14 protein-coding genes and 2 pseudogenes are annotated in these 14,401 nt (G+C 68.0%); 13 read left to right on the forward strand and 3 right to left on the reverse strand.

Features of this window, described 5'->3' with window-relative positions; translation table 11 throughout:
- The first annotated feature begins 11 nt into the window (after positions 1-11).
- The 3 genes and pseudogenes from SALMUC_RS05375 (at position 12) to SALMUC_RS05385 (ending at position 2,402) form a co-directional block, all read left to right on the forward strand.
- Positions 12-563: an NADPH-dependent FMN reductase gene (locus SALMUC_RS05375; protein WP_020041148.1), complete on the forward strand. Its 552-nt coding sequence runs from the start codon at positions 12-14 to the stop codon at positions 561-563.
- A 12-nt stretch (positions 564-575) separates the two neighbouring features.
- Complete coding sequence (locus SALMUC_RS05380; protein ID WP_020041147.1) at positions 576-968, forward strand: DUF6314 family protein; 393 nt, start codon at positions 576-578, stop codon at positions 966-968.
- A gap of 140 nt (positions 969-1,108) precedes the next feature.
- A pseudogene (locus SALMUC_RS05385) lies at positions 1,109-2,402 on the forward strand (DUF3422 family protein).
- Positions 2,403-2,559: 157 nt separating this feature from the next.
- On the opposite strand, the gene SALMUC_RS28700 reads toward SALMUC_RS05385, so the two are convergent.
- Both SALMUC_RS28700 and SALMUC_RS05390 read right to left on the reverse strand, forming a co-directional pair.
- Positions 2,560-4,062 carry an RNA-directed DNA polymerase gene (locus tag SALMUC_RS28700; protein ID WP_084513898.1) on the reverse strand — a complete coding sequence of 501 codons (1,503 nt, stop codon included), beginning with the start codon at positions 4,060-4,062 and terminating at the stop codon, positions 2,560-2,562.
- A gap of 182 nt (positions 4,063-4,244) precedes the next feature.
- The gene (locus SALMUC_RS05390; protein WP_020041145.1) at positions 4,245-5,306 is read right to left on the reverse strand and encodes a dipeptidase; all 1,062 of its coding nucleotides are present in this window, start codon (positions 5,304-5,306) and stop codon (positions 4,245-4,247) included.
- 258 nt (positions 5,307-5,564) lie between these two features.
- On the opposite strand from SALMUC_RS05390, the pseudogene atpD reads away from it, so the two are divergent.
- From atpD to SALMUC_RS05435, 9 genes and pseudogenes are all read left to right on the forward strand, one after another.
- Positions 5,565-6,952 (forward strand): annotated as a pseudogene (atpD, locus tag SALMUC_RS05395) (F0F1 ATP synthase subunit beta).
- Positions 6,952-7,410 (forward strand): hypothetical protein, encoded by a 459-nt coding sequence (locus SALMUC_RS05400; RefSeq protein WP_020041143.1) that lies wholly within the window; start codon positions 6,952-6,954, stop codon positions 7,408-7,410. The pseudogene atpD and the gene SALMUC_RS05400 overlap by 1 nt, the downstream one beginning before the upstream one ends.
- Complete coding sequence (locus SALMUC_RS05405; protein ID WP_020041142.1) at positions 7,407-7,694, forward strand: AtpZ/AtpI family protein; 288 nt, start codon at positions 7,407-7,409, stop codon at positions 7,692-7,694. Before SALMUC_RS05400 ends, SALMUC_RS05405 begins: the two co-directional genes overlap by 4 nt.
- The gene (locus SALMUC_RS05410; protein WP_020041141.1) at positions 7,691-7,975 is read left to right on the forward strand and encodes an N-ATPase subunit AtpR; all 285 of its coding nucleotides are present in this window, start codon (positions 7,691-7,693) and stop codon (positions 7,973-7,975) included. The genes SALMUC_RS05405 and SALMUC_RS05410 overlap by 4 nt, the downstream gene beginning before the upstream one ends.
- Positions 7,965-8,624, forward strand: coding sequence for a F0F1 ATP synthase subunit A (gene atpB / locus SALMUC_RS05415; protein WP_020041140.1), 660 nt, complete (start codon positions 7,965-7,967; stop codon positions 8,622-8,624). Before SALMUC_RS05410 ends, atpB begins: the two co-directional genes overlap by 11 nt.
- A gap of 12 nt (positions 8,625-8,636) precedes the next feature.
- Entirely contained in the window at positions 8,637-8,885 is a 249-nt protein-coding gene (locus tag SALMUC_RS05420; RefSeq protein WP_020041139.1) for a F0F1 ATP synthase subunit C, read from the forward strand.
- 3 nt (positions 8,886-8,888) lie between these two features.
- A complete protein-coding gene (locus SALMUC_RS28020; protein ID WP_020041138.1) occupies positions 8,889-9,632 on the forward strand; it encodes a F0F1 ATP synthase subunit delta in 744 nt (247 codons plus the stop codon).
- Complete coding sequence (locus SALMUC_RS05430) at positions 9,629-11,173, forward strand: F0F1 ATP synthase subunit alpha (protein WP_021119867.1); 1,545 nt, start codon at positions 9,629-9,631, stop codon at positions 11,171-11,173. Before SALMUC_RS28020 ends, SALMUC_RS05430 begins: the two co-directional genes overlap by 4 nt.
- Positions 11,173-11,994 carry a F0F1 ATP synthase subunit gamma gene (locus SALMUC_RS05435; protein ID WP_020041136.1) on the forward strand — a complete coding sequence of 274 codons (822 nt, stop codon included), beginning with the start codon at positions 11,173-11,175 and terminating at the stop codon, positions 11,992-11,994. Before SALMUC_RS05430 ends, SALMUC_RS05435 begins: the two co-directional genes overlap by 1 nt.
- A 22-nt stretch (positions 11,995-12,016) precedes the next feature.
- On the opposite strand, the gene SALMUC_RS05440 is transcribed toward SALMUC_RS05435, so the two are convergent.
- Complete coding sequence (locus tag SALMUC_RS05440; protein ID WP_020041135.1) at positions 12,017-12,961, reverse strand: LOG family protein; 945 nt, start codon at positions 12,959-12,961, stop codon at positions 12,017-12,019.
- Between the two features lie 356 nt (positions 12,962-13,317).
- Between SALMUC_RS05440 and SALMUC_RS05445 the strand changes: the two genes are divergently transcribed.
- Positions 13,318-14,340, forward strand: a complete 1,023-nt coding sequence (locus tag SALMUC_RS05445) for a TRAP transporter substrate-binding protein (RefSeq protein WP_020041134.1) — start codon at positions 13,318-13,320, stop codon at positions 14,338-14,340.
- Positions 14,341-14,401: the final 61 nt, after the last annotated feature.

Consider the following 14,401-nt stretch of genomic DNA (forward strand, 5'->3'; position numbering starts at 1 on the left):
GAGAGCAGACCATGACCACGATCCTCGGCATCTCGGGCAGCCTGCGGCGCGGCTCGTTCAACGCGGGCCTGCTGCGCGCGGCGGTCGAACACGCCCCCGAGGGCACCACCATCGACCCCCGCGGCATCCAGGGCGTCCCGCTCTACGACGCCGACCTCGAGGCCGAGGGCACGCCCGAGGCCGTCCTCGCCCTGCGCGAGGCGCTGCAGGCGGCCGACGGGCTGCTGTTGGTGACGCCGGAGTACAACAACGGCATCCCGGGCGTCTTCAAGAACGCCATCGACTGGATGGCCTCGGGCGAGGGCGCCAAGCTCTTCCAGGGCAAGCCGGTCGCGCTGCTGGGCGCCTCGCCCACGGGCTTCGGCACGATCCTCGCCCAGAACCACTGGCTGCCGGTGCTGCGCACCCTCGGCACCCGGCCCTGGTTCGAGGGCCGCATGATGGTCTCCCGCGCGAAGAAGCTCTTCGACGACGAGGGCAACCTCACCGACGCCGACACCCGCGTGCGGCTCGAGGAGTTCGTGCAGGGCTTCGCCCGCGCCATCCGCACCGACACCGCCTGAGCCGGCGCGTCCGTGCGGCAGCTCTACGACTTCCTCGGCGACTGGCAGCTCTCGCGTGACATCGCCCACGCCGACGGCACCTCCGCGCGCTTCGAGGGCCGCGCAAGCTGGCAGCCCGAGGACACCGGCGCGCTCTACGTCGAGACCGGCGAGCTGATCCTGCCGCAGGGCCGCTTCGCCGCCGAGCGGCGCTACCGCTGGGCCGCCGACCTCTCGGTCTTCTTCGACGACGGCCGCTTCTTCCACGCCGTCCCCCCCGGGGGCGGCGAGGCCGCGCACTGGTGCGATCCCGACCAGTACGACGCCAGCTACGATTTCACCCGCTGGCCCGAGTGGCAGGCCCGCTGGCAGGTGCGCGGCCCGCGCAAGGACTACGTCATGGTGTCGCGTTACCGCCGCACCTAGGGGCGCAAGCCGCTGATATCCCACGCAATGCCGCGCGGTATACCGTTGTATCCCCCTAACGCATTGAAACCGCGTGCATTTTTTCTTTACTTGCGGGCCGGGCGCTGTAGGGTCGCAACCCGAACGACCGGAGCCCCCACATGCCGCCCATCGAGGACCACCCCCTGCGCTACGAGCTCGCCAACGAGCTGCACGCGCGTCCCTTCCCGTCGCTGCAGGCCCCCGCGCGGGCGGTCTTCCTCGCGGTGAAGCGCGCGCAGGACGCCGCCTCGCGCGACCGCGGCGCCGATCTGGCGCATCTCGTGGACCTGCTCGACCGCCACGGCGCCCAGCACCCCCACGCCCGGCGCCACGCATTTCTCGGGCCGCATCGGCCAGCACGAGCTCAAGTGGGAAAGCCACACCGAGTTCGTCACCTACACCGTCTTCCTCCGCGGCCTGGGCGAACGCCCCTTCGATCCCGCCGACTTCGAGGTCTTCCCCGAGGACTGGCTCGCCCGCGCCCCCGGCGTCCGCGTCACCTCGGCCATGATCCGCATCTGCGAGCGCCCCGAGGACGACGAGACGATCAACCCCATGCTCGACGACTGGCTCGTGCCCGACAGCATCGCCGTCAGCCGCATGCTCGACGATGCGCTGATCGTCGCCGGCGACTTCCGCATCGACCCGGCCGGCCACCAGCGCTTCGCCGTCTTCCCCCGCGCCGACGTGGGCGAGCGCCGCGTCGGCCGCGTCGTCCAGCGCATCTGCGAGATCGAGACCTACAAGACCATGTCGATGCTCGGCTTCACCCGCGTGCGCGGCATCGGCCCCCGCATGACCGAGATCGACGAGGAACTGACCCGCCTCATGACCGTCATGACCCACGGCGACGCCCCGGAGGAGGAGACCCTGCAGGCCCTCCTGCGCGTCTCCTCCGAGCTCGAGACGCTCTCCGCCCAGGTGGCCTTCCGCCTCGGCGCGACGGGCGCCTACGAGGCGCTGGTGGCGCAGCGCGTCGCGGTCATGCGCGAGGAGCGCTTCCAGGGCCGCCAGACCTTCCGCGAGTTCATGACCCGCCGCTTCGACCCGGCCATGCGCACCGTCAAGAGCGTCGAGCGCCGGCTCGAGGCCATGTCCCAGCGCGCCATGCGCGCGGGCGACCTGCTGCGCACCCGGGTCGAGGTCAAGCGCTCGGCCCAGAACCAGGACCTGCTCGAGAGCATGGACCGCCGCGCGGACATGCAGCTGCGCCTGCAGAAGACGGTCGAGGGCCTGTCCGTGGTGGCGATCAGCTACTACGCGGTCTCGCTGGCGGGCTACCTGCTCTACCCGCTGGCGGGGATGCTGGGCATCTCCAAGGGCATGATGACGGCGCTGGTGACCCTGCCCGTGGTGGCACTGGTCTGGCTGGTCATCCACCGCATCCGGCATGCGGTGGAGAATGGGAAGTAGGGGGGGCACACGTCGGCGACTTAGGTTGCTACATTGAGCGTGGACGGCGCGGAGTTGGCAGCTATGTCCGAGTGGAGCCAGTTTATGGACACTAGTACTGGCGTCCGAAGCATTCTCAATGCACGGCCGGCTTTGCGCAAATACGCTCTATGTGGCGTCAAGAGAATTCCGCGTACTTCCGGAAAAGCGAGAGCTCGGCTGGATCCGGAACTGCCTCAAGATCCTCCGGGCTGCCGACGACGATCTTTCTAACATCAAGTGCCGAAATAAGAGCCGGGTCGGTTATCCAATCGTTATTCCAAAGTTGAGTGGATTCGCCTGCTACAATCTGGCAAATCGGTTCCGTACTATCGAAGTTGAGCCCAACACCCTTAGCTCTTGTCACTCGTTGTAGCCAGATCTCTTGTTGACCATTGTGTGGCACTCGCTGCATCTTTTTCTGAACCTTGCTCCACAGGTCCGATTGCTCTGCCGTTGACGCCAGAGATATCAACTTGGCAATAATTCCGGATAGTGCAGGGAATGTACGAGGAGATATTACGGCGATGTCGCAAACAATAGCAACTTGCACTCTCAAGTCCTTCGGGGTTTCTGCCAATTTCGAAATTCTCTGAAATGCAGAGTCGGAAAGTCTATTTAGTGCTCCCGAATTCGGGTGGCGCCGTGCGAACGCGTGGAGGCGCAGGAGTTGCTTTTGAACGGTCTTCGCCTGCGTAATATCCATATTCTCAAGTTGAATGCCCGCAAGCTTTTCTGGTTTTATGGTCGCTTCAACAATGTTGGTGTTCTCTGAGGTCTTTGCGGCACCGAGTTGCATGCCGACTCTACGAAGGCAGTCACTGATTACACGAACAATTTCGGCTGCACGGCGGTCGCTCTGAGTGAATACGCTGTAGTCATCGCGATATCTCAAGATGTGGAAGTCGTTTTCATGTCCGAGTCGTTGTGAAATTTCGTGGTCTACATACGCTAGAACGAGCTCTGCAATCAGGTCCATTAGGACAGAGCCCTGCGTAATGCCGTTCGTTTGGCCGTGGCGGCCATTTCGAATATGGCGATCAATTGTATTTCCAATCAGTTTGTCAGAATGATCGGCCTTGCTCTCTTCGAAGCCGTGTAGGGCCCAAGGAATGCTGTGCGTATAAAGGGAGCCGTAACAATTAGTCACGTCGGTTTTGAGGACGTGCGTGTACTCTAGAGATAATTCGAGTGAGCGTTGCTCGTGTCGAAGCCACCAATTCAATATTTGAGTTTCATCGTGTCCATCCCCGTCTTGCGGAACAATCAGATGGCTAGTGCATTCAACAGTATTTGAATGCAACGAAGTGAAGCGGTTCTGAAGAAGTTTCCAGTTGTCAGGGTCGCAAAGCGCATTTAGAAGTGTTACATAAATTGCTGGATGGATCAGTTCGAAAGTTCGCCACCCGAAACGGCCGTCTTTCGTGCTTATTATCTCGTAGTTGACCCCAGAGAGGTCTGATGCGCGCTCAGGTGTGGGCTTTTGAAGGGCAGTGTAGGCTCGGTCGCCCAAGACGTTGTCAACATCCTGTAATATCTGCGCAAAGCTAATGTATGAAGGGAAGTCAGATCGAAAGTAGCATTCGGGGCGTATCAGATACGCTCGCGCGGCCTCAGCGTCTAAGTCAATGATACGTTGCATCGCGATTGTATGCTCCTCACTCGATACACTTCTGCACCACATTATACAATTACATCTCGGTCAAGTTGGAATGATAAAGAGTATGTCTTCCTCGGTCTGAAGGTTTTGGTGGCTTGACCAGGCGGTTGCCTGTGCTCGTCGCAAAATCAATGTCTGCTAGATATTGACTTGGCTCCCCCCCCCTACCTCCAAACCCTCTCCAAACACCCCAACCAGTTCTCCCGCGCCAGCCTGGCGATCAGCGCCGCGTCGTAGCCATGCGCCGCCATGGCCTCCAGCAGGCGCGGGACGCCGGTGACGTCGCCGATGCGCTCGGGCAGCACGCAGCCGTCGAAGTCCGAGCCCAGCCCGACGTGGGCCTCGCCCGCGTGCTCGAGCAGGTAGTCGAGGTGGCGCAGCATCACCTCCCAGGAGGTGCCCGGGTCGGCCGTGCCCTCGGGGTTCAGGTAGAAGGTGGCGAAGTTCAGCCCCACCATGCCGCCGCGTTCGCGGATCATGTGCAGCTGCCGGTCGGTCAGGTTGCGCGGCGAGGGGCAGATCGCATGCGCGTTCGAGTGGCTCGCCACCAGCGGCGCGTCCGAGAGCGCCGCCACCTCCTCGAAGCCTGCCCCCGTCATGTGCGACAGGTCGATCATGATCCCCAGCTCGTTGCAGAGCCGCACGAGGTCGCGCCCCGCGGGCGTCAGCCCCGGCCCGGTGTCGGGATCGCCGGGGTAGGCCATGGGCACCCCGTGGCCGAAGGCGGTCGGCCGGCTCCAGACCGGCCCGAGCGAGCGCAGCCCCATCTCGTGAAAGAGATACAGCGCGTCGAGGTCCGGGGCGATGGCCTCGGCCCCCTCCATGTGCATGACGCCCGCGATGGCCTCGTCCGCCATCGCCGCGCGGATTTCGGGCACCGAGCGGCAGAGGCGGAAGTCCTCCGGCGCCGCCCGTGCCATCCAGTGCAGCAGCCCCGCCATCTCCAGCGCCACCGGCTGCGCCGCGCCGTGGGGCAGGGCGGGCGGCAGCGGCAGCGCGTAGGGCGGCTCGGCCATGAGGGTGCGGAAGTCCGGCGGCGGCCCGTCGGAGGCGGGCGGCACGAAGATCGCGAAGAGCCCCCCGGCAAAGCCCGCCTCTTTCATCCGCGGCAGGTCGAGGTGCCCGGCCGACTGCTCCAGCCAGGTCTCCTCGCGCGGGGCGGCGGCCTTCATGAGCCGCAGCAGAAAGTCGTTGTGGCCGTCGAAGAAGGGGGTGGGTCGCGTCATGCCGGGCTCCTGTACGGTTGGGCCGTACGTGTCACAGGTGGCCGTACGGAAACCCCGTACGACCGGTACATGAGCCGCATGCTGTGACATCCCGCCCCGGGTGTCGAGGCCATGCGCCCGGCTTGACGCAAGTCAATGTCCCGCGCCGCGCGATGCGCCATTCTGGCGGCGTTTCCCCAAGAGGTGAACGCCTTGCCCGCCCGTTCCAAGCCGTTGTTTTCAAAGGAGGGATCACGCCCGTCCCCCTCCGGCCGCGCGGTGGTTTCCGCCGTCTCGGGCTCGGTCGTGGACGTGCGCTTCCCTCCGGGCGCGCTCCCCGAGATCAACACCGCCCTCGAGGTCCTCTGGGACCGCCCCGAGGCCCTCGTTCTCGAAGTGCAGCAGCACGTCAACCCGTGCACCGCGCGCTGCGTTGCGATTCAGGAAACCGCCGGGCTCGCCTGCGGGACCGAGGTCGCGGACACGGGCGCGCCGATCACGGTTCCGGTGGGCGACGCGGTGCTCGGGCGGATGCTGAACGTTGTGGGCACGCCCATCGACCGGGGGCCGCCGCTGCCCCCGGGCGTGCCGCGCGACAGGATCCACCGCAGGCCCCCGGCGCTCTCCGAGCAGGCGCCGAACACGCAGGTTTTCCAGAGCGGTATCAAGGTCATAGACCTTCTGGCGCCGCTCGCTCACGGCGGCAAGGCGGCGATGTTCGGCGGCGCGGGCGTGGGCAAGACTGTGCTCATCATGGAGCTGATCCGCACCATCGCCGACCGCTACGCCGGCACCTCGGTCTTTGCCGGGGTCGGCGAGCGCTCGCGCGAGGGGCACGAGCTCTGGCGCGATCTCGGCCGCTCGGGGGTGCTCGACCGCACGGTGCTTGTTTTCGGTCAGATGAACGAGCCGCCCGGTGCCCGCTGGCGCGTCGCGCTGAGCGCGCTCACCGTGGCCGAACACTTCCGCGACGCGATGCAACGCGACGTCCTGCTGCTCATCGACAACGTCTTCCGCTTCGTCCAGGCGGGCTCCGAGGTCTCGGGCCTCCTCGGTCGGCTGCCCTCGCGGGTGGGCTACCAGCCGACGCTGGGCACCGAGATCGCCGAGCTCGAGGAACGCATCGCCTCGGTCCGGGGGGCGGCGGTGACCTCGATCCAGGCGGTCTACGTGCCCGCCGACGACTTCACCGACCCGGCGGTCGCCGAGACCTTCACCCACCTCGACAGCTCCATCGTGCTCAGCCGCGACATGGCCAGCGACGGCCTCTACCCGGCGGTCGACCCGCTCGCGTCCAGCTCCAGCCTCAACGACCCTTCCGTGGTGGGCCCCGCCACTACGAGACCGCGGAAGCGGTGCGGCGGATCATCGAGAAGTACCGGGAATTGCAGGAAATCATCGCGCTTCTGGGGATCGAGGAGCTGGGCGCCGCGGACCGCCAGGCCGTGGGCCGCGCGCGGCGGCTGATCCGTTTCCTGACCCAGCCCTTCGCCGTCACCGCGCAGTTCACCGGGCGCGAGGGGGCCTCGGTCTCGATCGAGGACACGCTCAAGGGCTGCGAGGCGATCCTGGGCGGCGAGACAGACGATTGGGAGGAAAGCGCGCTCTACATGGTGGGCACGCTGGAGCAGGCCCGCAAGCGCCAGCGCGAGGGGGCGCCGGGCTGATGAGGCTGGTCGTCTCCACGCCCACGTCCCGCGTCGTGGACATCGACGGCGTCCGCCGGATCCGGGCCGAGGACCGCACCGGCGCCTTTGGCATCGCGCCGGGGCATGCGGATTTCCTGACGCTGTTGCCGGTCTCGGTGGTCAACTGGCTCGACGCCGAGGGGTCGGAGGGCTTTGCGCTCGTGCGGGCCGGGGTGCTGACGGTGCACGGAGGGGACCTCGTCGAGATCGCCGCGCGCGATGCCTATACCGAGGCCCAGCTGGCCACGTTGGGCGACCGCGCGCTGGCCGAGTTGGAGCGCGCGGACGAGACCGAGGATGTGGCCCGCCTGTCCGACACCCGTCTGCACCTGGCGACCATGCGCCAGGTCGAGCGCGTCCTGCGCTCGGGACGCGCCAGCGCGGGCTCGGAGCCGCCGATGCTGGACCGGCGCGGCACCGGGGAGGCCGGGCGATGAGCGACCCCGACCACAAGGACCGCGAGGCCATGCGCGACGCCGTGCGCCTGCGTGAGCGCCGCCGCGCCGCCTGGCGCGAGGAGGGCGAGCGCCCGCTCTGGAAGACCCTCTCGATGGTGGGCGCGCTCGGCTGGCTCATCGTGGTGCCGACGCTGGCGGGGGTGTTCCTGGGCCGCTGGCTGGACGCGCTGGCGGGCACGGGCGTGACCTTCAGCGGCGGGCTGACCTTCCTGGGCGCCTGTGCCGGATTTTTCCTTGCCTGGAAGAGGATGAACGAGAAATGACCCTGCCGCCGCTCCTCGAACTCGCCGCCTGGCTGGCGGCCGGGATCGTCCTCGGGGGCGTCTACCTCCGGCTCGTCGCCCGTAGCGTGGCGGCGATCACCGCGCCGGGCCCGTCGGCGCGTGCCGTGCTCTGGCTCGTGCTGCGGATGGTGCTCGCCGTGCTGCTGCTTTGGGCCGCCGCCACGCAGGGGGCGGGGCCGCTGCTGGCGGTTCTGCTGGGCTTCCTGCTCGCGCGCAGCCTCGCCATCCGCCGGACCGGAGCGCCGACCGATGGACACTAGCCCGCTCGCCCCCGACATCCTTTTCGCGATCGGGCCGGTGCCGATCAGCCGGGCGGTGGTCACCACCTGGGCGATCATGGCGGCGATGACCGCCTTCCTGCTGGCCGCCTTCCGCCTGAACGCGCCGGGGCTGCAGGCCGGGCTCGAGATCGTCGTGACCGCCATCGCCGAGCAGCTTCGGCAGGTCGTCGGCCGCGATCCCTGGCCCTTCGTGCCGCTGCTGGGCTCGCTGTTCCTGTTCCTCGTTTGCGCGAACCTCACGGCCGTGGTGCCCGGTGCCGCGCCGCCCACCGGCCATATCGAGACGCCGGCGGCGCTCGCGCTGATCGTGTTCCTCTCGGTGCATGTCTACGGGGTGCGTGCGCGGGGGGCGGGGCGCTATCTGAAGCACTACCTCGAGCCCAACCCGATGCTGCTGCCGCTCAACGTGCTGTCCGAACTCACCCGGACCTTCTCGCTGATGATCCGGCTCTTCGGCAACATGATGAGCCACGAGTTCGTCATCGCCATCGTGGTGCTGCTGGCCGGCCTGCTGGTGCCGATCCCCTTCCTGCTGCTCGGCATCCTCATCGGGCTCATACAGGCCTACATCTTCACGGTTCTCGCAACCGTCTACATCGTCGCCGCGGTCGGAGCCGTCGAGGCGTGAGAAAGGAGTGACATGAACAACCTGATCGAAATCGTGAGCATCGGGGGCGCGGTGGTGGCCGTGTCCTTCGGGGCCGTCATGCCCGCCTTCAGCGAGGGCCGCGCCATCGCCGCCGCGATGGAGGCGATCGCCCGACAGCCCGAGGCGGCGGGCACGCTGTCGCGCACGCTCTTCGTGGGCCTCGCGATGATCGAGACGATGGCGATCTACTGCCTCGTGCTCGCGCTGCTGCTGCTCTACGCCAACCCCTTCACGGGGTAGGACATGCAGATCGACTGGTGGACGCTCGGGCTGCAGACGATCAACTTCCTGGTCGTGGTGTGGCTGCTGCGTCGGTTCCTCTATCGCCCCGTGCGCCGCATGATCGCCGAGCGCGAGGCCTCGGACCGCAAGGTCTCGGACGAGGCGCGGGCGAGCACCGCGGCGGCCGAGGCGGCGCGCGCGGACTACGAGCGGAAGAGGGCAGAGCTGGCCGAGACGCGGCGCAAGCAGGAGGCCGATCTGCACGCCGAGATGGCGCGCGAGCGTGACGCCGTGCTGAAGGAGGCGCAGGAGGCGGCCGATGCGCTCATGGCAGACACGCGCGAGACGCTGGAACGGGACCGCGCCGAGACGCTGCGTGCGCTCAGGGCCGAGATCACGGCCCTCGCCACGGACCTTGCGCGCGAGGCGCTCAAGGTCGGCGCAGGTCCCGAGGCGGCGCTGCGCGGCGCCTGCGATCATCTCGACGGGCTGTCGCAGGCCGAGATCTCGGAACTGGGCGCTGACCTTGATGCCAGGGGCACGGCGGTCGTGGTCGAGACGCCCGATGCGCTCGACGACGCGATGCAGCAGGCCTGGCGCGACGCGCTTGCCACGCGCCTCGGGGAGGGCGCCGCGGTCGACTTCGAGACGGCGCCGGACACCATCGGGGGCGCGCGACTGCGCTTTCCGCATGCCGTGCTCGACCTGACGGTCGCCAAGCGCCTGCAGGATGCGGCCGAGACCACGCAGGAGGCCGCCGCATGACCGTTGAACGTGAGGCACGCGACTGGCTGGCGGCGGCCCGCACGCGGCTCGCCGAGGCGCCGCCGCAGGTGCGGCTCGAACGCGTGGGCCGGGTCGAGACCGTGGGTGACGGGGTCGCCCGGGTCACCGGGCTGCCGCACACGCGGCTGGACGAGTTGCTGGAGTTCGAGGACGGCTCGCTGGGGCTCGCCATGACCATCGACGCGGAGCGGATCGGCTGCGTGTTGCTCTCGGGGGGAGAGGGCATCTCGGCCGGCAGCCGCGTTCATGGCACCGGCGAGATCGCCCGCATCCCCGTGGGCGAGGCGCTGCTGGGGCGCGTGATCTCGCCCGTGGGCGCGCCGCTCGACGACGGCCCGCCGATCCGGGCCGAGCGGCTCGACCCGGTCGAGCGGCCCGCGCCCGGCATCGTGGACCGCGACCTGGTGACCGAGCCCTTGCTGACCGGCCTCACGGTGATCGACGCGATGATCCCCCTCGGCCGTGGCCAGCGGCAGCTCATCATCGGCGACCGCAAGACCGGCAAGACATCGATTGCCATCGACACGATGATCAACCAGCGCGACTCGGACGTGATCTGCGTCTACGCGGCCATCGGCCAGAAGACCTCGTCGGTGGCGCATGTCATCGACGCGGTGCGCGCGCACGGCGCCCTCGACCGCTGCGTCTTTCTCGTGGGCACCGCCGACGCGGCGCCCGGCGCACAGTGGATCGCGCCATATGCCGCCGCCACCATCGCCGAGTATTTCCGCGACCGGGGCCGGCACGCGCTGCTGGTGCTCGACGACCTGACGAAACACGCCATCGTCTACCGCCAGCTCTCGCTGCTGCTGCGCAAGCCGCCGGGGCGCGAGGCCTATCCCGGTGACGTCTTCTACCTGCATGCGCGGCTGCTCGAACGCGCCGCGAAGATGTCGGAGGAGGCGGGCGGCGGCTCGCTGACCGCGCTGCCCATCGCCGAGACGCAGGCCGAGAACCTGACCGCCTACATCCCCACCAACCTGATCTCGATCACCGACGGGCAGGTCTACCTCGAGCCCAAACTCTTCTACGAGGGACAGAAGCCGGCGGTGAACGTGGGCCTGAGCGTGAGCCGCGTGGGCGGCGCGACCCAGGCCCGGGCGATCCGGTCGCTGGCGGATTCCCTCAAGCTCGACTACGCGCAGTTCCTCGAGCTCGAGGTCTTCACGCGCTTCGGCGCGATGGCCGACGAACGCACCGTCGGCAAGATCGCGCACGGGCGGCGCCTGCGAGCGGTGCTGGCGCAGCCGGAATACGCGCCGCTGCCGCTGTCGCAGCAGGTCGCGCTGCTGCTCGCCTCGGCCGAGGGCAAGCTCGACACGCTGCCGCTCGAACAGGTCCCGGCCTTCCGCGAGATGCTGGCCGAGCGGTTGACGCGCGAGCGGCCGCGCGCCGCCGCCGAGATCGACGAGAGCGGCACGCTGTCGGACGACTCGCGCGCGGCGCTGACCGAGGTCATCGACGCTTGCCTTGCCGAGCTGGCGACGCCGGAAGGGCAGGAGGAGGCAGCGAAGGACTGATGGAACAGCTCACGCGCATCGAGGCCCGTCTCGACAGCCTGGGCGAGCTGTCCGAGCTCACCGGCGCCCTGCGCTCGGTCGCCGCCGCGCGCCTGCGCGAGGCGCAGGCGGCGCTGACGGGCACGCGGGACTACTGCGCCATCGTGGACCGCGCCATCGCCGAAATATCACCTCTGGCCGGTGCGGGTCGCACCGAGCGGAAGGCTCCGGCGGTGCTGCTTGCAATCGGCTCCGAGCACGGCTTCGTCGGCGGGTTCAACCGCCGCGTGGTCGAGCGGGCACTCGGGGAACGCCGCCCGGACGAGCGCCTCGTGCTGGTGGGCCGCCGCGCGCAGATCGCGGCAGCCGAGCGGGGCATCGCCACCGGTGACGATTTCCCCATGACCTCGCGCGAGGAGGGGGTGACGCCGCTCGCGCGGCGCATGGCGCGGCGGCTCGAAACAGCCGCATCGGCGCGGTTGGTCTACGCGCATGCCTCGGGCGGGGCCGGCTACGAGATCGCGCTGCGCCAAGTTCTGCCGCTGCCGAAGGTCGCGGAGGATGCGGCAGTGCGCGCACAGCCGCCGCTGCACCACCTGCCGCCGGACGAGCTGCTGGACGGGCTCGCCTCGGAATACCTCTTCGCAGAGACGGCCCATGCGCTGATGGAGAGCCTTGCCGCCGAGAACGCCGCCCGGCTGCAGACCATGGACGCGGCCTCGCGCAACATCGACAAGCGGCTCGAAACGCTCCGGCGGCAGGCGCGCGCGGCGCGGCAGGAGCAGACGACGGCGGACATGCTCGATGTCGTGACCGGCGCCGAGGCGGTGAACCACGGCTGAGCGCGGAGCCCAGGGGGCGCCGTCAGCCCGTCAGCGACCGGCCGCAGCGGTCGTACCAGCGCTGGATGTCCTCCCAGATCTCCTGCGCGCTCTCGGCGAACCAGAAGAGGTCGCGATCCTCGGGATCGATCACGCCCTCGTCGACGAGGAACTCCGGGTCGAAGACCCCGCGCCAGAAGGTCTCGCCCACGAGGATCACCGGCACCGGGGCGATCTTGCGCGTCTGGATCAGGGTCAGGGTCTCGAACAGCTCGTCGAGCGTGCCGAAGCCGCCGGGAAAGACCACGAGGGCGCGGGCGCGCTTCAGGAAGTGCAGCTTGCGGATCGCGAAGTAGTGGAAGCGAAGGCAGAGACCGGGCGTGAGGTAGGGGTTGGGATACTGCTCGTGCGGGAGGGTGATGTTCAGCCCCACCGTGCGCGCGCAGACGTCGTGCGCGCCGCGGTTGGCGGCCTCCATCATCCCCGGACCGCCGCCCGTCACGAGGGCCAGCCGTTGCCCGTTCGGGCCCTCGGACCGGCCGACGATCCGGCCGAAGTCCTGCGCGATCTCGTAGAAACGGCTCTTGTCGAGGACGCGCCGCGCGATGCGGACCCGCCGCTCGATCTCGGGCGTTGCTCCGGCCTGCGTGCGGTCTGCCTCAAAAGCGGCCAGCGCGCGCCGCGCGGCCTCGGGCTCGGGCACGCGGGTGCTGCCGATGACGACGATGGAATGCGCGATGCCCTGCGCGGTCAGCAGGGACTCGGCCTTGTCGAAGTCGAGATGCAGTCGCAGGCCGCGCATCTCGTACCGGTGAAGGAAGTCAACGTCCTCGTCCGCCTGCCGGTACTCGGGACTTCGCAGGATGGCGCCCACCATGCCCGAGGCGCGGGGGTCGTCGCGGTCAGGTTTCGGGCACGTCCAGGGCAGGTCGCACTCGCGCCGGACGGGATGCGCCGGGTGTGGCTTGGGCGTGTCGGTGTCGGGCATGGCGGGGGCTCCTGGTCCGTCGTTGCGCGACCATCAGACCACGCCTCGCGCGCCTCCGACTTGATGTCCGTCAGCTTGGCCGCAGACCCCGCGAAAACGACTCTTTGCAGTGCCTGATCCCGTCCGAGAGGTCGGATCGGGGCGCCGGCTGCACAGCATTCCAGCGCGGGCGCCGTGGGGCGCGGCCGCCAACTCATTGCCTACCAAAGAAATTCGGGCAGAAGCTTGACAGGTCCCGCTCGGCTTGCAAGCGTCGATATCATAGGTCGGCCTCACGGCGGGTCAGACTGCCAGCGCGTTCCGGCTTTTCCGGTGCGCGTGCATAACGGCCGGACTACCATTCAAGGGAGACCAACATGACCACCACCACGCGGCTTTTCGCTACCACCGCGCTGGCGCTCGCCACCATGGCAAGTGCAGCGCAGGCGGCCACCTGGCGTTATGCCTTCGAAGAGGCGATCGACGAGGTTCAGGGCGTCTTCGCGCAGAAGTTCAAGGAAGAGGTCGAGGCCAACTCCGACCACACCATCCAGCTGTTCCCCTACGGCACGCTGGGCGAATCCGCGGACATCATGGAACAGGCGCAGTCCGGCATCCTGCAGTTCGTCGACCAGAGCCCGGGCTTCACCGGCTCGCTGATCCCCGAGGCGCAGGTCTTCTTCGTGCCCTACCTGCTGCCGCAGGACACCGAGACGCTGGCGACCTTCTTCAAGGAGTCCGAGGCCATCAACGAGATGTTCCCCGAACTCTACGCCGAGCAGGGTCTCGAGCTGCTGACCATGTTCCCCGAGGGCGAGGTGGCGATCACCACCAAGGAGCCCTTCGAGTCGCCCGATGGCCTCAACGAGGTCAAGGTGCGCACCATGACCAACCCGCTGCTGGTGGAAAGCTACCGTGCCTTCGGCGCGACGCCGACGCCGCTGCCCTGGGGCGAGGTCTACGGCGCGCTGCAGACGAACATCATCCAGGGCCAGGAAAACCCGATGTTCTTCGTCGAGTCGACCAAGATGTACGAGGTGACCGACTACGTCACCATGATCGGGCACAACAACTTCACCACCGCCGTCATGGCCAACAAGGATTTCTATGACGGGCTGTCCGAAGAGGAACAGCAGGTGATCGGGAATGCCATCGACGCGGCCTTCGAGCACATCATCGAGTACCAGGACGGCCTGCACGAGGAGTCCATCGAGAAGATCAAGGAGGCCAAGCCCTCGATGACCTTCACGACGCTCTCCGAGGAAGAGCGCGCGCCGTTCAAGGAAGCCGCGCAGGCGGTCGAACAGGAATTCCTCGAGATGACCGGCGAGGGCGGCCAGGAGATCCTCGACCAGATGAAGAAGGACCTCGAAGAGGCCGAGTCGGGCACCTCGGGCTGAGCCCCGACCGACCTTGCGGGCGCCGCCGGTGCGCGGCGCCCGCCTGATTTCACACCTGCCG

The sequence above is a fragment of the Salipiger mucosus DSM 16094 genome (genome assembly GCF_000442255.1).
Classification (GTDB): domain Bacteria; phylum Pseudomonadota; class Alphaproteobacteria; order Rhodobacterales; family Rhodobacteraceae; genus Salipiger; species Salipiger mucosus.